24 protein-coding genes are annotated in these 19500 nt (G+C 46.3%); 15 read left to right on the forward strand and 9 right to left on the reverse strand.

Annotated features, from left to right (window positions below; translation table 11 throughout):
* The 5 genes from ENN47_10070 to ENN47_10090 all read right to left on the reverse strand — a co-directional run.
* The coding region (locus ENN47_10070; GenBank protein HDP78507.1) for a dihydroorotate dehydrogenase at positions 1-174 on the reverse strand (174 nt) is incomplete at its 3' end.
* A gap of 12 nt (positions 175-186) precedes the next feature.
* Positions 187-1485 carry an amidohydrolase gene (locus tag ENN47_10075; protein ID HDP78508.1) on the reverse strand — a complete coding sequence of 433 codons (1299 nt, stop codon included), beginning with the start codon at positions 1483-1485 and terminating at the stop codon, positions 187-189.
* A complete protein-coding gene (locus tag ENN47_10080; GenBank protein HDP78509.1) occupies positions 1476-2858 on the reverse strand; it encodes an amidohydrolase in 1383 nt (460 codons plus the stop codon). The genes ENN47_10075 and ENN47_10080 overlap by 10 nt, the downstream gene beginning before the upstream one ends.
* Complete coding sequence (locus tag ENN47_10085) at positions 2855-3844, reverse strand: ornithine carbamoyltransferase (protein ID HDP78510.1); 990 nt, start codon at positions 3842-3844, stop codon at positions 2855-2857. Before ENN47_10085 ends, ENN47_10080 begins: the two co-directional genes overlap by 4 nt.
* Before the next feature lie 16 nt (positions 3845-3860).
* Positions 3861-5051 (reverse strand): YgeY family selenium metabolism-linked hydrolase, encoded by a 1191-nt coding sequence (locus tag ENN47_10090; GenBank protein HDP78511.1) that lies wholly within the window; start codon positions 5049-5051, stop codon positions 3861-3863.
* A 229-nt stretch (positions 5052-5280) separates the two neighbouring features.
* Between ENN47_10090 and ENN47_10095 the strand changes: the two genes are divergently transcribed.
* Positions 5281-6204: an ABC transporter ATP-binding protein gene (locus ENN47_10095; GenBank protein HDP78512.1), complete on the forward strand. Its 924-nt coding sequence runs from the start codon at positions 5281-5283 to the stop codon at positions 6202-6204.
* 127 nt (positions 6205-6331) lie between these two features.
* Here the strand turns inward: ENN47_10095 and ENN47_10100 are convergent, their stop codons facing one another.
* Complete coding sequence (locus tag ENN47_10100; protein ID HDP78513.1) at positions 6332-7258, reverse strand: glycerophosphodiester phosphodiesterase; 927 nt, start codon at positions 7256-7258, stop codon at positions 6332-6334.
* A 72-nt stretch (positions 7259-7330) separates the two neighbouring features.
* On the opposite strand from ENN47_10100, the gene ENN47_10105 reads away from it, so the two are divergent.
* The 4 genes from ENN47_10105 to ENN47_10120 all read left to right on the forward strand — a co-directional run bounded on the left by ENN47_10105 (position 7331) and on the right by ENN47_10120 (position 11834).
* A complete protein-coding gene (locus ENN47_10105) occupies positions 7331-8461 on the forward strand; it encodes an MFS transporter (GenBank protein ID HDP78514.1) in 1131 nt (376 codons plus the stop codon).
* A gap of 282 nt (positions 8462-8743) precedes the next feature.
* Positions 8744-10039: an ABC transporter substrate-binding protein gene (locus ENN47_10110; GenBank protein HDP78515.1), complete on the forward strand. Its 1296-nt coding sequence runs from the start codon at positions 8744-8746 to the stop codon at positions 10037-10039.
* 66 nt (positions 10040-10105) lie between these two features.
* Entirely contained in the window at positions 10106-10987 is an 882-nt protein-coding gene (locus ENN47_10115; protein ID HDP78516.1) for a sugar ABC transporter permease, read from the forward strand.
* A gap of 16 nt (positions 10988-11003) precedes the next feature.
* Complete coding sequence (locus tag ENN47_10120) at positions 11004-11834, forward strand: ABC transporter permease subunit (protein ID HDP78517.1); 831 nt, start codon at positions 11004-11006, stop codon at positions 11832-11834.
* A 17-nt stretch (positions 11835-11851) separates the two neighbouring features.
* Here ENN47_10120 and ENN47_10125 read toward each other — a convergent pair whose 3' ends face one another.
* Positions 11852-12253 carry an FMN-binding protein gene (locus ENN47_10125; protein HDP78518.1) on the reverse strand — a complete coding sequence of 134 codons (402 nt, stop codon included), beginning with the start codon at positions 12251-12253 and terminating at the stop codon, positions 11852-11854.
* 57 nt (positions 12254-12310) lie between these two features.
* Positions 12311-12784, reverse strand: a complete 474-nt coding sequence (locus tag ENN47_10130) for a flavodoxin (protein ID HDP78519.1) — start codon at positions 12782-12784, stop codon at positions 12311-12313.
* Between the two features lie 233 nt (positions 12785-13017).
* Here ENN47_10130 and rpsF point away from each other — a divergent pair, with 233 nt between their 5' ends.
* The 10 genes from rpsF (at position 13018) to ENN47_10180 (ending at position 19229) form a co-directional block, all read left to right on the forward strand.
* Positions 13018-13491 carry a 30S ribosomal protein S6 gene (rpsF, locus tag ENN47_10135; protein HDP78520.1) on the forward strand — a complete coding sequence of 158 codons (474 nt, stop codon included), beginning with the start codon at positions 13018-13020 and terminating at the stop codon, positions 13489-13491.
* 3 nt (positions 13492-13494) lie between these two features.
* Positions 13495-13956 carry a single-stranded DNA-binding protein gene (gene ssb, locus ENN47_10140; protein HDP78521.1) on the forward strand — a complete coding sequence of 154 codons (462 nt, stop codon included), beginning with the start codon at positions 13495-13497 and terminating at the stop codon, positions 13954-13956.
* A gap of 15 nt (positions 13957-13971) precedes the next feature.
* Positions 13972-14205: a 30S ribosomal protein S18 gene (gene rpsR / locus ENN47_10145; GenBank protein ID HDP78522.1), complete on the forward strand. Its 234-nt coding sequence runs from the start codon at positions 13972-13974 to the stop codon at positions 14203-14205.
* A 50-nt stretch (positions 14206-14255) separates the two neighbouring features.
* On the forward strand, positions 14256-14708 hold the full coding sequence (locus ENN47_10150; GenBank protein HDP78523.1) for a 50S ribosomal protein L9: 453 nt from the start codon (positions 14256-14258) through the stop codon (positions 14706-14708).
* A 4-nt stretch (positions 14709-14712) separates the two neighbouring features.
* On the forward strand, positions 14713-15564 hold the full coding sequence (locus ENN47_10155) for an MBL fold metallo-hydrolase (protein HDP78524.1): 852 nt from the start codon (positions 14713-14715) through the stop codon (positions 15562-15564).
* A 33-nt stretch (positions 15565-15597) separates the two neighbouring features.
* The gene (locus tag ENN47_10160; GenBank protein ID HDP78525.1) at positions 15598-16041 is read left to right on the forward strand and encodes an NfeD family protein; all 444 of its coding nucleotides are present in this window, start codon (positions 15598-15600) and stop codon (positions 16039-16041) included.
* Positions 16042-16062: 21 nt separating this feature from the next.
* A complete protein-coding gene (locus tag ENN47_10165; GenBank protein HDP78526.1) occupies positions 16063-16995 on the forward strand; it encodes an SPFH/Band 7/PHB domain protein in 933 nt (310 codons plus the stop codon).
* Positions 16996-17000: 5 nt separating this feature from the next.
* Positions 17001-17552: a hypothetical protein gene (locus ENN47_10170; GenBank protein HDP78527.1), complete on the forward strand. Its 552-nt coding sequence runs from the start codon at positions 17001-17003 to the stop codon at positions 17550-17552.
* Positions 17553-17613: 61 nt separating this feature from the next.
* On the forward strand, positions 17614-18258 hold the full coding sequence (locus tag ENN47_10175; protein ID HDP78528.1) for a glutaredoxin: 645 nt from the start codon (positions 17614-17616) through the stop codon (positions 18256-18258).
* A gap of 11 nt (positions 18259-18269) precedes the next feature.
* Entirely contained in the window at positions 18270-19229 is a 960-nt protein-coding gene (locus tag ENN47_10180; GenBank protein HDP78529.1) for a thioredoxin-disulfide reductase, read from the forward strand.
* A 52-nt stretch (positions 19230-19281) separates the two neighbouring features.
* On the opposite strand, the gene ENN47_10185 is transcribed toward ENN47_10180, so the two are convergent.
* A partial coding sequence (locus ENN47_10185) for an LD-carboxypeptidase (GenBank protein ID HDP78530.1) occupies positions 19282-19500 on the reverse strand: 219 nt, incomplete at its 5' end.

Below are 19500 nucleotides of genomic sequence, written 5' to 3' on the forward strand. Positions count from 1 at the left end.
TATGCAAGGTCTCGGGACCTTCGCGGCTACGGTGGATATGGTTTTCGTCACCATTGCCCCGACTCCCATCATCTCGATGGCGCGCATCTTTCTGTGATCTCCTGTGAGTGGACCGGAAGCAGGCATCAATGGATTCTTTAGATAAATTCCGGCCACTTCTGTCGAAAGATTCATCTCAGCACCTCCTTAGAACCTCTTCTCAAAAGCTTTGTACAGTCTTCGCGCCTCTTTGTATATATCGTCTTCATCTATTCTTGTAGGTTTGCCTTCCGCGAGTATTCTCTCTCCGCTCACGAATGCGTCGCTTACCGAAATGTTGTCGCAGATTCCAAAGAAGAAATGATCCAAAAAATTTTCTGCAGTGATCTCTGTTGGACTATGGTAGTTAAGGACTATGAAATCTGCAGAACTTCCTTCCCGGATCGTTCCGAGATTCACTCCGAATGCGCCCGTTGCGAGATCATAATTCGAACCAAAAAGTGAACGAGTGAGATCGCCCGAATAGCTAGCTGTCGGGTCACGATGAACATAGTGGGGGCAGAGGATCATAAATCTCGCATCGTGACAGAGATTGAAGCCGTAACCATCGTTTCCCATCAGCAAGTTAGTACCTTCATCATTGAACTTCTTCCATTCTGGAAAGCCAACGCCATTGTTGATATTCGACTGGCAGTTGACCACTATATAGCCTTTCGTATCGTTTATGAGAGCCCTTTCAGATGAAGTCGTGTGAATGCAATGCGCATACAGCGAGTTCTGAATCATGAGTCCGGCTCTGTGAAATCGTTCCAGGATTCTCTGGTCGTAAAGGCTGAACGTGTGTTCCTGATCTTCGGGTCCTTCGGCTACATGAACGTGTATCGGAAGCCTACCGGCTATTTCCTTCGAGGCCAAAGATAGAGTTTCCTTCGAGAGAGTGAAAGAAGCGTGAAAGCCGAAGATGCCTTTTTTATAAGCAGTGTTCTCTCTACTGAAATCGAGATTCTCGCGAATTCCTCTGTCTCGTCGTTCTAGTCCGTCTCGATCGGAGACTTCATAGGCTCCGCAATATCTGAGGCCCACAGTATTTACTGAAGAAGCTATCTTGTCAAGAGAACCCTCAATTGCATTTGGGGAGGAGTTGTGGTCGAAGAGCGATGTAACTCCCCCTTTCAGAGACTCTATGGCGGCGACATAAGCGGAAAGTTCCAGATCTTCATGAGTCAACGCTCTGTCCAGCCGCCACCATAAGTCCTCCAGCAGCTTGGTGAAGGACGAGGGATTGAAGGGCGACACTCTCAATCCCCTCGAGAAAGTCGAATAGATGTGAGTATGCGCATTTACCAGCGACGGCATCAGCAGTCTGCCCTCGAAATACAGATTCTCTCCATCATACTTGCAATCGCCGGCAGAGACTTTCACAATCTCTCCATTTTCAACTCTCACGTACCCTCTTTCGATGAACTCTCCGTCATTTGTGAAGATCGAAACACCGTTTATCTGCATTTGCCTTCCCCCCAGTGTACTCTTCCCCGTTGGATGAAGCATCCCGAAGCCTTTGGAAGCAGCACATCCCCATCCTTGAAGGAGATCTTTCCTCTGTGGATTACCATTTCAACGGAGCCCTTGAGCTTCATTCCCTCATACAGTGAATGGTCTGACCTGGTGAAAGGCGACTTGAACACTGTAATCTCCGCATCTCTGTCAACCACTGCTATATTGGCCACGCTACCGGGAGCCAGGAGTCCTCTTTTTGGAAAGAGACCGAATATCCTGGCGGGATTCGCTGAAAGAAGGGCAGAGACTTTGACAAGATTTCCATTGAGCAGGGTATTTAAAGTAGCAAATGAAAGGCCCAGTGATCCCGAGCCGTTCGGCATTTTCGAATAATCGGCTCGATTCTCAGATTTTTCCTGTTTGAGGAAGGGACAGTGGTCCGTTCCGATCGAGGATATCTCACCCCTTTGCAGAGCAGAAACTAATAATAGACGCTCATTCTCGCTCCTGGGCGGGGGGCAGTAGGTGTTGAGGTACCCTTCTTCTCCTTCAAGCGGTTTGTTGTTCAGAAGAAGATATTGTGGACAGGTCTCGAGTCTTGTGAAATCTCTCCAGTCGCCACCCATTGAAGAGAGCGTTCTTGTGGTCTCTCCGCTCGAAACATGAACCACATAAAGCTGACCCTTTCTATCGAGCGAAATCAGTGCGAGCTTGGCGACTTCGGACAGCTCACTAATGGTGGGCCTGAGAGACGAGAGCTCTCTGAAGGTCGAACTTTTGTAATCCGAAACGATTTCGTTGATTATCTCGTCGTTTTCCGAATGGGCAAGTAACACGAATCCGAGTTTACTTGAAAGCGAAAGCAATCTGTAAATCATCCCGTCGCCCGTTCTGCGATTGGAGGAACTATAGGTTGTGAAGATCTTTATTGAAGGCATCCGTGCCTCTATCGCCGCCTCCGCGATCTCTTCTGCAGAGAATTCGGGACTCCCGGCAAGCGTGACGTGAAAAGCATAATCTACTCTGCTGTCTGCAGCCGTCTGCATCCGGCTCTTCTTTGCTTTCTCAAAGTCTGAAAGACTTGAGACGGGATCGAGAAAATCTATCAGCGTGGTCACTCCCCCACTTAGGGCAAGAGCCGATCCCGAATCGAAATCATCGACGGAAGTGTACCTGCCCAGATTGAGACTGAGATGCACATGGGGATCGATAAACCCTGGGAGCAAAAACAAGTCCGAGCAATCAAGAGTTTCCCTTGCGGGAAACTTTTCACTAGTTGAAGATATTACTGTGACTTCCTCGCCCGTCACATAGACATTTGCAGGGAAAAGCCTGTCACCGGTACAGACAGTTCCATTTTCAAGGGCGAGGTCGAAACTCACGGTCTTCCACCCATTGTGAGAGCCATGACCGCCTTGGAGGTGTGAAGTCTGTTTTCGGCCTCGTCTATTACGATCGATTGCGGACCGTCGATCACTTCGTCCACGACTTCGCGTCCTCGATCTGCTGGAAGCGCGTGCATGTAGACCGCTCTCTTGTTTGCAAGCTTCATTCTCTCGGGGGTGCAAATCCAGTCTTTGTTCTTCCTGACCTCCGTCATGATCTCCTGAGGATCGTCCGATACATAGAATCCTCCCCATGATTTCGGAATCACAATATCTGCATCTTTGAATGCCTCATCCATGTCGTGAAGTATATCGAACCTGGCCCCGCTCTCTTCTGCGTTAAGCCTTGCCTGATCAACTATGTCGGGCATCAAATCGAAGCCTTTCGGATATGCTAACTTCACGTCCATACCGTATCTAGTGAAGAGAAGAATCTGGGACTGCGGAACGGAAAGAGGCTTGAGATGGCTCTCGGCGTAGGCCCAGGTTATTGCGACTTTAAGGCCGCTCAAGTTTGTCCCGAATCTTTCTCGAATTGTCATCATATCTGCCATAACCTGCATAGGATGATAGACGTCATCCTGGAGATTGAGAATTGGAACATCTGAATGTTCGGCAAGAGATCTCAGGTAAGGATTCCCCGCCTTGAACTTGCAGTGCCTGACGGCAATAGCGTGGCCGTATCTCGAAAGAATCGTGGCCGTATCTCGAGGAACCTCTCCATGAGCCGTTTGCATCGTTGAAGGATCTAAATAGTGAGCATGACCGCCAAGCTGGGTTATTCCCGCTTCCATCGAATTTCGCGTTCTGGTGGACTGATCGAAGAACATCAAGAATACCGTCTGATATGGAAGCAAAGGTGTGGGATCATTCGTTGCGAATCTTCTCTTCAGATCAGAAGATAGATCGAGCATAAGGTCAATTTCCGTTCTTCTGAAATCCTGTGTAGTAATGAAGTCTTTGCCTCTCAAAATACTACTCATCTTGTTACCTCCTAATCTATTGTGAAAGCCTTAATGGAAGAAGGGCATACATAGCCGCCGCCCTTACCAGATGATCGACAGGGCATTGATCGTCGGGACTGTGTGCGAAGATCTCATTTGCAGGGCCAAATCCAATTGTTGGGATCGAGAAAACGCCGGCCGTTGCGATTCCATTGGTTGAGAATGTCCACTTGTCAACGAAAGGCTCCTCACCGAAAACTTCTCTGTAGGTGTTTACGGTTTTCTGCACTATTTCGCTGTCCTCTTCCATTAACCACGTCGGGAAGTACTTCTCGACGGGATAGACGGTTCCTGTATAGGAAGGTCTTTCATAGAAGAGCTCGACAATTTCCGCCTCTTCTCCGGCCATTTGAATGGCCTCTTGCAGCTCTCTGATGACCGTCTCTTTTGTCTCTCCAGCTGTGAGCCTCCTATCGAGCTGAATAGTGCACTCGTCGGCAACGGCGTTTTGTGAAGGGGATTTGAAGAATATCTGTGTTACCGCTATCGTTCCCTTTCCCAGGAAGGAATCGTCCGTGAGTCTTTCATTTAATCTCTCGATTTCTTCAATGATTCGGCTCATCTTGTATATTGCGTTAATCCCGCGCTCGGGAGCGCTCGCGTGACAGGAGAGTCCCGAGGTTCTCACTTGAAGCTCCATTCTTCCCCTGTGTCCCCTGTAGATGTTCAAGTTCGTCGGTTCGGTAATGACGACATAATCCGGTATTATACCGTCTTCCTTGATTATGTATCTCCAGCACAGACCGTCGCAATCCTCTTCCATTACCGTTCCTGTAACGTAAAGGGTGAAGTCTCCCAGAAGCCCCTCTTCTTTCATTATCCTGGCTCCATAGACCATTGCTGCCATTCCGGCCTTTTGATCTGAAGCTCCCCTTCCGTAGATTACTCCGTCAGAGACCACTCCGCCGAAGGGATCTACTTCCCAGAGCTTCTCGTTTCCGACTTCGACGGTATCGATGTGGGCGTCCATTGCAATCACTCTCTTGCCGGATCCTATTCTGCCAAGAATATTCCCCAGTCCATCTATCCTAACTTCATCGAATCCAACTTTCTCCATCTCTTTTCGAATTCTCTGGACCACTTCTCTTTCGCCGGCGGAGAAGCTCTTGATACTAACAAGATCTCTAAGAAATTCTGTAAGTTCCTCGCGGTATGATTCAGCCTTGGTAAGAAGATCTCTCGACACTTTTGTCACTCCCATGCATTAGTATTTTCTTCATTATAACTTCTTGCATATTGTAAAGAAAAGCAACATAAGAACCGGCTAACGCTCTAGTAATAGTATAGCTCGACTGACGGTGGTTCTCAAACAGATCATTTCGATGGAAATGAGCAGACTCTTGAGAGGGGAGTTCATGGGTGGCGAACTTTGCCACATGCAATAGATATAATTATCATTAGAGGGAGGTGATTAGATGAAAACTCTCGAAGTGAGAGATCTGAGGAGCAGAATTGGAAGCTTCGATCTAGGGCCTATCGATCTCTCTGTGGAGAACGGGGAGATTGTAGGTCTAATAGGACCTTCCGGCTGCGGCAAAACGCTATTGTTAAGAACTATTGCCGGACTCCAAGAGCCGCTCTCTGGAAGTGTGGCGATCAACGAGGAAGATGTGACCTTTCTGGAACCGCATCTAAGGGGACTCGCATTTGTGTTTCAGGATAACGCCTTATTTCCTCATATGGATACTCACGATAACATTGCATTTCCTCTCTCGGTGATGAAGGACAGGGAGGCCGATGCCAAGGTCAGTAAAAGGGCAGGAGAGCTTGATGGCCTGTCTGACTATCTTGACCGCTGGCCGAAAGAGCTGCCGGCCGGTATGAAGAAGCTGACTGCATTTGCGAGAGAAACGGTGAAGAAATTCAATCTCATAATGCTGGATGAACCGTTCGAGAGACTCGACAAGAAGATCAGAATAGAAATGAGATCGATGATCAAGAGAATGCTGATGGCGCTAGGAGAGTCCGTTCTCATAGTATTGAACGACCCGGAAGATGCCATGGCCATAACGGATAGAGTCTATATTATGGATGGCGGAATCATTGTAAGACAAGGTTCTCCAACGGAGATCTATGATAAACCAGATTCTCTCTTTGTGCTGGAACTTTTCTCTGTTATGGGAATCAACAGAGTTAGAGGAAGAGCATTTAGACCTCAGGACGTTGAACTGGATGATGAAGGGGAGGAGTTTGCTCCAGAACATTGCGGACCCTACGATTCGAGTCGTATCATCTGCAACGGAAAGATAGAGGGTGAAGAAGTCACGTTGATGCTGCCAATTGAGTGCAGGAACATGGACTCTATCTTCATTAGGATCACCAGGTTTTTCGATCTGTAATTTGCTGTCGCGTCTTTGCCTTTGTTAAGTGTGGTTTGAGCTAATTAACGGCAAAATGATGTATAATCAATAATGGTGATGTGTAAAACGTTTTTATGAGAGGCCTTTCTCAACGAGAAAGGCTTTTCTATCGGTTAGAAAGCAGCTCAATGAGCCTATCAGGATAGTCGGTAATGATCCCGTCAACGCCAAGATCGATCAATCTTTTCATCTCCTGGAGATCATTGACAGTCCAGGGAACAATCTTCAAACCGGATTGATGGGCGCTCTCCACCCAGCCGTCGGTCATCAACGAGTAACTGGGCGAAATTACGCTGCAGCCGATGCTGACCAGCATTCTTCCGATGTCGAATCCAAAGTCCCTCAATCTAAGCCCTGAAGTCCAGATTGACTTGTCCAGATTGGTTTTCGACACAAGAGCGGCAGTCTGAACTGAGGGTTCAAGTTCTTTCGAAATCTTGAGCGCCTCCCAGTCGAAGGACTGTATTGTTGCCAGCTCCTCAAAGCCTTTTTTCAAAAGTATCTCCAGGACTTTCTGAACATGTTCTCTCAGGTCGATTGTGTCTGAAGGCCTATCGGGGAAATGCTTGATCTCAATGTTCACCCTAACCGATTTTCCGTGTGAATCGTTATGTCCATGTACCAGAGAAAGCACTTCTTCCAGTGATGAAACGCGTTGGCCGTCCAGCTGGGTCTGCTCGGGCCAGTCTTCCGGTTTGCTAAGCCTTCCAATGTCGAACTCTTTGAGCTCTTCGAAAGTAAGATCCTTTATGAGTATCTTTTCTGGAATGAATTGCCCGTCTTTTCTTGTTCGCTGTGGATTAAGATACGCTTCATGATTGATCACAACGACACCGTCTTTCGTAACTACCGTGTCAAGTTCAATGGTGTCAACACCCAGTTCCAGAGCGTGCGTGAAGGCGGCAATTGTATTCTCTGGCATGAGACCCCTGCCACCGCGGTGCCCCTGTACATCGAACTCTGCGGTCGCGGAAAGCGCAGTTGAAATAAGAAGAATAACGCAAACGGTCATTGATTTGAAGATAAGTCTCATAATCACACTCCATTCTGTTTTTTTGGAATTTCAGGTTGTATAATTTCCACTAGTTGCGTGGGGGAGATTACGTTGAATCTTAATATACTATTCTTTGAAGCACTAATATATGCTAGCCTTGCGACTAAGAATCTGCTTAGTCAATACTTCGACATCTCGGGTTTTTCCTCAACCGAAATCGGGATACTGATGGCGGTCCTACCGGTCGTCTCGCTGGTTTCCAGCCCTCTGTGGTTCAAAATCAGCTCCAGACTGGGTCAGAACAGAATCTATTATATCGTATCTCTTTCTTCAGCCGTATGCATATGGCCCATATTTACCGCCGGCGATTTCCTTACATCCTTACTCTTCATGATCCTCTTCTCTCTCTTCTTTTCGGGAGTTGTTCCACTCGGTGATTCGATAATAATGACGATTCTCAAGAATACGGGTGGTCGTTTTGATCGGGTGAGGCTTTTTGGCACGATAGGGTTTGCAGTTACCTCTCTGTTGTTGAGCAGTCTCGTCGGAATCAGTTTCTTCTGGTTATTTGCAGCCACATCCGTTGTTCTGGCCTTCTCACCAATATTCCTCAAGAAAAAGTCGGGCGAATCGAGAAGATCAGCCCCGGAAAACTCTGCCGGTGCAGGTTCCCTTCTTCAGTTTTCTGTGATGACAATCGGAATGTTTTTTGGAATTACGTTGAACTCCTTCCATAATTCTTTCATTGCAGTCTTTACGAGGCAGAACGGTATGGATTCCTCAGTCGTTGGGGTTGTCTTCGCAATTACGGCTCTTTCTGAGATTCCCTTCCTGTTGGTCGCCGACAGAATAATAGAGAAAATTGGCAGTATGAAGATCCTGCTATTCGGTATGGCTGTAATTGGAGTCAGGATGATTCTCGTCTCCTTCGCGACAAACGTTTACGCGCTCTATTTGGTGGAATCGTTGCACGGTTTGACGTATATTCTAATGTATTACGCGCTTTTTCACTTCATCCATTATGGACTTTCCGGCAGGCGGCTGATTTTCGCTCAGAGTGTCTTCTGGATTGTAAGGTCGGGACTTACATTCATCGTGGGGTCAATCGGAGGCGGAATAATTATCGACGCATTCTCAGTTTTCTTTGCCTTCAGGCTCTTTGGATTTATCGGGCTCCTATCCGCAATCATTATGACGATCGTTTACTTTGCGTTCCGAAGATCGCGATTGAATTCCAGATGAATCTTTCGGATCCAGAAATTGTGAACTATCTCTCTGAATAGTATTTCATTGGCTTCTAATGACAGTTGAAAACAACCTGCCGAGTGAATGACTGGTCAGTCTTTCGAAATAGTTTGTGAGCGATGCTTTCTTTTCAAAGAACGAGAACGAAGCGATATGCGGGGTCTGGTGTACGATATCCAATTCTGTTAGCTTCTCAGGGAGCTTCTTGAGGGGATCTCTTGGTGCTATAATTATTTCGGTATTCTGCCGTTTTCAATTTCCGAAAAGGGAGGGTTCTGTATGAAAAAGCTTCTTGTGTTTGTTCTTCTGTGTCTGTCTATCTTTGCTTTTGGAAAGACTACTATCAATTTTTGGCACGCTATGAGCGGTAGCAGATTGGGTGCAGTCGATGCAATTGTAGAGGGGTTTAACTCAGAAAATCCCAACATTGAGGTAGTTGCTCAGTTCACTGGCTCGTATGCCGAGACTCTTACCAAGGCAATAGCTTCATATCGAGCGGGAAATCAGCCTCACATCGTGCAGGTTTACGAGGTCGGTCTTCAGACGATGCTGGACAGCAACGCAATCAAACCGGTCTTTGAGCTTTCTGGTCCCTATTTTGATTGGGGAGACGTGATTGGCCCTATTCTCGATTATTACACAGTAGGCGACCAGCTCTATTCAATGCCATTTAACTCTTCAAGCGCCATTCTCTATTACAACAAAGATATTTTCAGAGCAGCCGGACTTGATCCCAACAAGCCTCCTTCGACTTTTGATGAACTATACGACATGGGAAGGATAATCGTAGAATCGGGAGCCGCACAGGGGGGAATTTCCTTTGGCTGGCCTGCGTGGGTCTTTGAGCAGACACATTCGGTTCATGGCCAGTTCTACGCGAACAATGAAAACGGTAGAGTCGGCAAGGCGACAGAGGTTTATTTCAACGACGCTTTTGGTGTCAAGGTTCTTGCGGAATGGATAAAGTGGGCTCAGGCGAAAGTCTTCATGTATGGCGGCAGGGAGTACGATGCCAACCAGGCCTTCCTGACCAAGCAGGTTGCCATGTTGATTCAGTCGACATCATCGGTAAGTTCTATAGAGTCAAAAGCCGATTTCGAAATGGGAACAACTTTCCTGCCGGTCATACCCGGGTATCCGAAGGGGAACTCTGTCATTGGAGGAGCAACTCTGTGGGTAATGAAAGGCCACACCGACGAAGAATATGAGGCGATCTGGAAATTCTTCCAGTACCTTATGAAGACTGAAGTTACTGCCGAGTGGCACAAGTCGACGGGCTACTTCCCTACCACCAATAGTGCAGTCAAGAAGCTCATGGACGAAGGTTGGTTTGCCGAGAATCCAAATCACCTGACGGCCTTCCTTCAGATTCTTTCGGGAACGAGAATTCCTGAGGCCCAGGGAGTGAGACTCGGTAATTTCGTCGCTATAAGGGATGTTGTCGATGGGGCTATTGAAAACGCTATACAGTACACCGGAACGGATTTCGAAGCAGAAGCGAAGAGAATTCTCGACAATGCGGCAGAAAAGACGAACACTATTCTTGAAGAATACACATCGATCTACGGCAAGTAATTTTCTTCTGGATCCCCTGACAGAAATGTCAGGGGATCTTTAGTATTTTCCGGACGGTGATAAAGCATGCATAGTCGTTTTCCAAACAGGTTCTTACCCTACTTGCTACTTCTACCTTCGGTGGTCGTGGTCATCATCTTTTTGATTGTTCCAACTATTCAGTCGCTGTATTTGAGTTTCTTCAGGGTCTCTCCTTTTGGTGACAGGCTGATATTCGTGGGCTGGTATAATTTCTCCAAGCTCTTCAAATCTTCCGACTACATTGACAGCCTTGTAATCACGCTTGTTTTTGCAGTTTTCGTCGTACTGATCGGTCTGACTCTGGGAATGCTGCTTTCGGTACTTCTCAATCAGAAGCTGAAGGGGCTGCAAGTTTATAGAACTCTTTTCATCTGGACTTATGCAATTTCACCGGCCGTTGCAGGTACGATCTGGGCACTGATGTTCAGCCCTTCGAGTGGGCCGATCACGTTTTTGCTGAAGGCGATCTTCGGAGCTAACGTTAACTGGATGATGGATGGAAAGGTTGCCCTCGTTGCGGTAATCATTGCAGCTTCGTGGAAAATGCTCGGTTACAATATTATCTTCTTCCTATCAGGACTCCAAACGATTCCTCAAGAATTGATGGAGGCTTCTGCTATAGATGGCGCGTCGAGCCTTCGCAGATTCTTCAAGATCACTATTCCGTTGTTGTCGCCGACCACTTTCTTTCTGCTGATTATGAACACGCTGTACGCCTTCTTTCAGGTCTTCGGACTGATCGACATAATGACGAAGGGCGGCCCGGGAGATGCAACTCAAGTCCTTGTCTACAAGTTGTACAGAGACGGATTCATAAACCTTGATACCGGCTTCGCATCAGCTCAATCAATAGTACTTTTCGTTTTTGTAGCCATCTTGACGGTTCTTCAGTTCAGATTTGCCGAGCAAAAGGTTTTCTATGGATGACGGTGGGGTGAACTAGATGAAGCAGAGAAAATCATCGATTTTTCTGAGCTATCTCTTTCTAACAATAGCGCTCGTAGTACTAATGTTTCCGATTTACTATGCGTTTACTATGAGTACATTCGACGAGAAGGAAGCCTACTCATTCCCTCCTAAGTTCATCCCAAGCATTCACGCATTCGATAACTTCGCGACGGCATGGAAGACCGTCAATATGGGAAGATTGATCTTCAACAGTGCATTCATTTCGATTACCGTGGCGCTTGCAAAGATATTTCTTTCGATGCTCGCTGCCTTTGCTTTTACCTATTTCGGCAATTTCAAAGGGAAGTACTTCTTTTTTGCAGTTATACTGATAACTCACATGCTGCCGCTCCCGATCAGAATCGTGCCCACTTATGAGCTGATGAGGACATTCGGCTGGGTCAACACTTATCGGGCGCTTACAATTCCTTTTTTCGCCAGCGCAACAGGCACGCTTCTCTTCAGGCAGTTGTTCATGACCGTTCCCTCTTCTCTTTCAGATGCGGCGAGGATCGACGGAGCGGGACCGATGAGGTTCCTGTTCAGTGTTCTCATACCTCTTTCGAAGACCAATGTCGGAGCCCTTTTTCTTATTGAATTCACATATATGTGGAACGAGTATCTGTGGCCTATGATTGTTACCAACAGCAACAATATGAGGGTGGTTCAGATAGGAATAAAGATGCTGCTGGCCAGTGAGGCTCAGGCAGCGGAGTGGAATATAATAATGGCGGGAGCCATAATCGCCATGGTTCCTCCCTTGATTATGCTGTTATTGTTCCAGAAAACTTTTATGGAAGGATTCAGCCTGAAAGAAGAAAAGTAGATCCACTACGATCTCTCCTATCTGTTTAAGGCATTTTCGATGGCTTTTAGAATTACCTTGCTGCTGTAGGTCGCCCCGGAAACTACATCGACCTCTACAGACTGGTTCTCGATAACCGATAGGGTGATCTCTTCCGCGGGTTTCCCTCTGCCATGATTGTGCTTAACGATCTCAATTGATTTAATCTCGTGCCCAGATACAGCGACTCTTACAGTTGCACTCACAATTCCAGCTCCGAAGCTGCCCTCGTAGAAGCCGTCATCCAAATCAGCTAGATTGAGCGGTGCGAATTCGAGTGTGTCCAGTTCCTTCAGTTCGGCTTCCAGTTTTGGAACAACAAATACAAACATAATTATTAACAGGACCGCTACGGCAATTCCAATTGCGACAAGTACTTTTATAAGGATACTTCTCCTCATCCTCTTTCCTCCTGAAATGTGGTCCTTACTGGGTGTTTCCGAAAACAGATGGGCCGACTAATTCTCAAAGTCATTGACAAATCTATCAATATTGCCCGGGATAATATGGGGCTGTGGCTTACCCTTTGAGGCGGCTTTCAACATCATTTTCGAAAGGAATCCCAATCTCTCGAGATTGAACTCACCTCCAAAGAAACCTCTGGCTTTGCACCTGTCGAGAAATTCCTGTGGGAAGTTTTGAGACAAGTATTCGCTGAAACTTTCTTCTCCAGCACCCATGCAGAGAAAGATGCCCAGGCGCTTCTCCTTAAGCGTTTCAAGGTTTTTCTGTACGAATTCGGAAATCTCTTTCTGCACTTTGCCGATTCTGATGGAAGCTCCAACGATGACTGCATCATATCCAGACAGGTCTGGCGAAGGGACTTTCTTGATGTCGATGACGGCACTTTCGCCGGAGAGCATTTCAGAGAGTTTTTCTGAGCATTTTTCGGCTGTCCCGCTCCTCGTTGCATAGATGATTGCGGTTTTCATGCTGCACCTCCTTTTCATATCGATCAGATCATATAGCTTATTTCAGTTTACATTATAGGAGATATTTTTGATTTCGGTTGTGAAAATGGTAACAGTGTTCTGCATTTCTTTTTGAGAAAGCATTATTCAGATGGCCGCTCTTGAAGAATTCTGGCATTGTGTTATAATTCTATGCGTTGAAATCCCGCTTTGCCACATAAGGCAAAGCCACAGTCCAAGGGAGGAGGAAGTTAATGAAAAGGATTTACGAAACGATGTTCATAGTCTCGCCAAAGCTAGACGAAGAAGAGCGTAATGCTATGGCTGAAAGGGTAAGAGACTACATTGTTGAACGTGTCGGAGGAACCATCGAAAAGTTCGACAGATGGGGTATTAGAAAGCTCGCTTACAGAGTTGCAAAGGGCTTCAGTGAAGGTGACTACACAGTAATTCAGTTCAGGGCCGAACCCGAAACGGTAGACATTCTTGAGAGATTCTACGGTATTACACCCGATGTTTTCAGGTGGCAGACCTTCAGGAGAGAGGACCTTGAGAAGGCGGAAAAGAAGGCCTCGCTGAAACCGGCTGAAACGGTAGTAGAACCAGAGACTGTTGAAGCAGCGGAGAACGTAGGAGTAGCGGCCGAGCCCATTGTAGAAGATAGCTCTGATGAAACGCCCGGCGTGGAAACCGAGGCGGTTGAAGAAGTAAAGCAGACGGAGGAGTAAGAAATGTCTATTAGCTACAATCATGTTGTCCTGATAGGTAGGCTGACTCGCGATCCTGAGATCAAGTTTGCTGCAAGCGGTACCCAGATAACGACGTTCACTCTTGCGGTAGATAGGAATGTTCCATCGTCTAACAATGACAACACTGATTTCATAAGGATTGTGACTTTTGGCAAGACGGCTGAGTTTGTCGGAAACTATATAACCAAAGGCAGACTGATACTTGTTGAGGGTTCTTTGAGAATCAACAAGTGGAAGACCCAGGATGGGGAACCAAGATCGAACGCGGAAGTCGCGGCTTCCAATATTCGGTTCATGGAAACCAAAGCCCAGGCCCAACAGTCTTCCGGAGGTTTTGACAGACCATCGCAGGATACCGGTGTGATTGAAGCCACGGGAAACGATGACATTACTTTCTTTGGAAGTGAGACAGAAGACTCCGGGAGCGATGATATCCCATTTTAGTGTAGGAGGAAGATTATGGTAAGAGACAACAGAAGAAGAGGAAGAAGCAGAAGAAAGTGTAGACTCTGCGGTACAAAGACGACATACATTGATTATAAGAATATTTCTTTGCTCCGTGATTATGTGACAGAGAAGGGTAAGATAATTCCAAAACGAATTACGGGAAACTGCGCGAAACACCAGAGGATGGTGAAGGAAGCGATTCAGAGGGCGAGATTCATGGCTCTGCTTCCTTATACTAAAGAGTGATAATCAATTCGGGAGGCGAAGAGCCTCCCTTTTTTTAAAGGAGGTTTTCTATGAAGGTAATTCTTCTTAAGGACTTAAGTAACGTTGGAAAAGCCGGTGAAGTGAAGAATGTGTCGGACGGCTACGGTAGAAACTTCCTGATTCCTAAGGGTTTTGCGGTTGAAGCCAATGCCAAAGAGATGGCGAAACTTAGGCAGACGCAGAAACAGAGGGAAGAAAAGGAAGAAAGGATAAGGAAAGCGAGCGAGGAGTTGCTTCATGAGCTTCAAAAGCATCACTTCACAATAAAGGCAAAGTCAGGCGTGAGTGGCAAGCTATTTGGAGCCGTAACCTCGGGAGATATTTCCAGCCATATAAAGTCCGTGATAAACGTTGATATTGACAAGAGAGAAATCGATCTGGAGGATCATATCAAACAAACTGGCGAATACAAAGTGGATGTCAAACTTCCAGGCAATGTGAAGGGAAAGATCGCTCTGAAAGTGGAAGGCCTGGAGGAATAATAATTTGGAGTTTCAGATATTCTCGAAGGCGCTCTACTCTACATGGATTCTATATAGACCCGAAAGGGTCCTCTTCGATGTAGGAGAGGGCATATCCACTGTTCTTGGAAACAGTGTATATGCAATAAAGGACATCTTTCTTACTCACGGGCACGTCGATCATATCTCGGGTCTCTGGGGTCTTATAAATACAAGAAATACAGCCATGGGTGACCGTAATAAGCAGTTGAGAATCAATTTTCCTTCGGGAAATCGAGCCATAGAAGCCTATTTGGATTTCATTATTGAAATGAATCCCAGACTGAGATACAACATGATACTGAATCCACTGAGCGTTGGGGACGAAGTATATCTAAGAACGGCGGGCAGTTTCAGAAGGCATGTCACTCCCTTCAAAGTGAAGCACACGATTGGCGAAATCAGTTACGGTTATCACATCTATGAAGAAAGAAGGAAGTTGAAAGAGATCTACGGCGGTCTCTCTTCAAAGGAAATCGCCACTGTGGTCAAGGCGAAAGGCAGAGAAGCGATTACGGACACCTATCTTCAAAAAATCGTGACTATTAGCGGCGACACGTTTGCTCTCCCCCCAGAAGCGATTAGCAATTCAGAGACTCTCCTTCATGAATGTACCTTTCTCGTCGGAAAAGACAGAAGAAATCAAAACCATTCAAGTATAGACGAAGTCATCTATACAGTGAGGCAGAGCACCGGGATAAAGAGATTGATATTGTATCATATATCGGGAAGATACACTTCGAAGATAAAAAAATGGCATAATATAATCAAGAAGGAGCTGGAAGATACGGGAACTGAAGTTTTTCTTGTTCACCCGGAACATGTTTTCGAATTGTAAGGCTGTTCTGTGTACTCCGGGAGGAGGTAAAGAATGGGTTACATAGGCTGGATGATTTTTGGTGTTGTCTTACTCGTGGCAGAGATAATTACTCCTACGTTCTTCTTTCTGTGGTTTTCGATCGGTTCCTTTCTCGCAGGTCTTGCGGCGATGTTCTCTTTTAGCCTTGGCTGGCAGGTACTTGTATTTGCACTGAGCAGCACCCTGCTTGTGCTTCTCACAAGACCAATTGCCAGAAAGCTTTCCAAAGGCGATTCGCCAAAAAAGATGTACATTGACGGTCTTGTAGGTTCAAGAGGACGCGTGACCGTGGAGATAAATCCACAGCTGGAAAAGGGATTAGTCAGGATAGACGGAGAGGACTGGAGAGCGGCCTCGTTAAATGGCGAAACAATACCGGTTGACTCTTTGGTCAGGGTGATGAGACTTGAAGGCACTCTGATTTACGTCGAGAGAATAGCCGACGAAAGTAAATAACAATAGAAAGGGGGATTAACAATGGTTTTTTGGTTGATACTTGCAGCAGTAATCTTCATTATTGCAGCTTCAGGAATAAAGATCATTCGTCCTTTCGAAAAGGGACTTGTAGAGAGACTTGGAAAGTACAGAAGAGACGCTCAGCCCGGTCTTCAGTTTATTATTCCCTTTATCGAAAGAATGGTCAAGGTAGACCTGAGAGAGACCGTAATAGATGTGCCTCCTCAGGAGGTCATTACCAAGGACAATGTCGTGGTAACTGTCGACGCGATTATCTACTATCAGATAACCGATGCGTTTAGAGTTGTCTATAACGTCTCAAACTTCGAAATCGCCGCAATCAAACTCGCTCAGACAAACCTCAGAAATGTAATCGGAGAAATGGAACTTGACCAGACGCTCACTTCCAGAGAAAGGATCAACGTCACTCTCAGAGAAGTCCTGGACGAGGCTACGGACAAATGGGGTGTCAAGGTTACCAGAGTCGAGATCAAGAAGATCGACCCACCTCAAGATATTATGGATGCAATGTCCAAGCAGATGAAGGCCGAAAGAACCAAGAGGGCCGTCATTCTTGAAGCAGAGGGTTACAAACAGTCAGAGATAACCAAGGCCGAAGGCGACAAGATGTCGGCGATTCTTCAGGCCGAGGGCCAGAGCGAATCGATAAAGAGAGTGGCGGAGGCCAATAAGTTCAAACTGATAGCGGAGGCCGAAGGTCAGGCAAATGCAACGATCAATGTCTTCAAGGCAATTCATGAGGGAGATCCCACAAAAGACTTAATTGCTATCAGGTATCTTGACGCATTGAAGCAGATTGCCGACGGCAAGGCAAATAAGGTCTTCTTACCATACGAGAGCAGTGCGATGCTCAGTTCATTAGGTTCCATGGCGGAAATCTTCAAGGATGGAAAAGAGAGTTCAAGTGTAAGTGAGAAGGACAGCAAGAAGTGATCTGATTGCTGATTAGTGAGACTCTTCACGTCTTTTTTAGCGTTATTATTCTTACTCTGTTGGCCACCGTCTTATCGGTGGCCTCGGTTTTTGCATTTCAGCGTCAAATAAGGAAGCCGACTTTCTTTCTGCTATTCATGAATGTTGCTTTTGCCAGCGGCGTAATATTCTTGGCCAACATTGTCTTTGCGCGCCACGACAGACTCATGAACGTTGCTCTCTTCTTCATTGCGTATCTTTATGTGTATGGATCACTGGGAAAACATACTTCCAGATATGATGACACTTTCAGGATGCTTTTTCTTTCGATGGGATATACTCGACAGGAATTCTTCAAGAACTATCTCATCTTGCAGGGAAAATGGAAGCTGGTCGACTGCGTCTTCACCTTTTCAGCTATCGTTACTGCAATAAGACTTATGTCTGTTCATTTCAGGTACTTCTATCCAGGTGAATGGTTGCGGATTATGCTTCTCTTCATGGTCATTTGCATGGTTGTGGGAATCAGCAGATGGTTCGGGGACAATTCTGTAAACAAGTTGTCAAAGGAAGAGTAATATACAGGTGTTATGATACCCCAATAGGGTATAAGTTATTTATTTCTAAGGAGGGATAGTCATGGCCAAGTTATTGCCTGATAATATAACAAAGCAAGTGAAGGAGATTTTCAGCAACATGGAAGGTTCTGTGAAAGCTTTGCTCTTCAAGAGTGAAAAAAACTGCGATTACTGTTCGACTGCCGAGCAAATGCTGAAGGAGCTCTCGGAACTCGAAACAAAGATCAGCTATGAGGTTCATGAGCTGGATTCCGAAATGGCAGGCAAATACAGTGTTGAATTGGCTCCCAGCACAATTCTTCTCACTCCCGACGGAGACGACAAGGGCGTAAGGTTCTTGGGAATACCTGCGGGGCACGAATTTGGCTCGCTCTTGCAGAACATCGTCTCATTTTCCAAGGGAGCGATTTCCGAGCTGTCTGCAGAGTCTATAAAGAGGATTGAGACGATAGATTCTCCAGTAGATATAAAGGTCTTTGTAACAACTACATGCCCTTACTGTCCGAAGGCAGTTCTTACAGCGCATAATATCGCGATGGTCAACAAAAACGTGACGGCCTACATGGTCGAGGCAAACGAGTTCCAGGAACTGTCAAAGAAGTACGGTGTCTCATCCGTTCCGCAGATCGTTATAAATGACAAGGTGACCTTTGTCGGAGCTTATCCAGAAGGACAGTTTGTTGATCAAGTAATGAAGGCCGTTTGAGGAGGCGTGAAATGTCGTTTTTCGAACTTGGGAGCGCGAAGAAATCAGATCTTAAAGAATATTACGATGTCGCGATTATTGGAGGCGGTCCAGGTGGAATTACAGCGGGAATATACGCTGTCCAGGCTGGTCTCAAACCAATAATCGTTGAGAAAGCTCTAGATGGCGGTCAGATTAACAACACCCAGTCTGTTGAGAATTGGACGGGGTTCACAAGCATCAGCGGAATGGAACTGAGCGAGAAGATGGCAGATCACGCAAGAGCCTTTGATGTTCCCTTTACGTATGCGGAGGTTGTGGACATCGAAACCAACGGACTGGAGAAAGCAGTGGTGCTTGACAACGGAAAGAGAATAAAGTCCAGAGTAATAATAGTGGCCACAGGATCGAATCCAAGGAAGCTCAGTGTGAAAGGCGAAGAGGAGTTCAAGGGCAGAGGGATCAGCTACTGCGCCACTTGTGACGGCCATTTCTTCTCCGATAAGCACATTGCGGTCATAGGCGGCGGGAACAGCGCTCTTGACGAGTCGCTCTATTTGAGTAAGATGGTGAGTAAAATAACAGTGATTCAAAATCTTCCAAAGCTAACCGCCGACAAACTTCTGCAGACGAAACTCAACGAAACTGGGAAAGTCGAGTACATTTACAGCTCTGTTGTGGATTCTGTGGAAGGTGATTCACAAGTCAGGAAGGTAAACATAAGGAATGTCGACAGCGGCGAGATAACTTCTTTGGGGGTGGATGGAATCTTCGTGTTCATAGGGTTGATTCCGAACACTTCGTTCTTGAAGGGAAAGCTCGAGATGAATGAGTTTGGATACATAAGAGCCGATGATTTTATGGAGACAAGGACGAAAGGCGTCTATGCAATAGGAGATGTCAGAGAGAAGGAAGTTCGGCAGATCGTAACCGCGGCTGCCGATGGAGCAATAGCGATTTATCACGCGGCACGAAATTATTTCAATGACTGAACAGATGTAGATCCCACTGTATAAAAGAAAAGAGCGCCTGGCGCTCTTTTCTCTATTTTATCTTCGCCTCGGGAACCGGAACTATCTCTATTGTTCCCTTTTCCATGTCAATCTCTACCCAGCGGCCCACTGGAAGAACGACTTTAGGAAAGTCACCATGATAACTTGGTAAGCCAATCCAGACTGGTATTTCCTTATCCAAAAAGTAGTCGTGAATCATTCTCTTGATATCATCCAGATCACCGTTTTTGATCTCCGTGAATCCCGCAAA

Origin of the sequence: Mesotoga infera, assembly GCA_011045915.1 — a bacterium.
GTDB classification, from domain to species: Bacteria; Thermotogota; Thermotogae; order Petrotogales; family Kosmotogaceae; genus Mesotoga; species Mesotoga infera_D.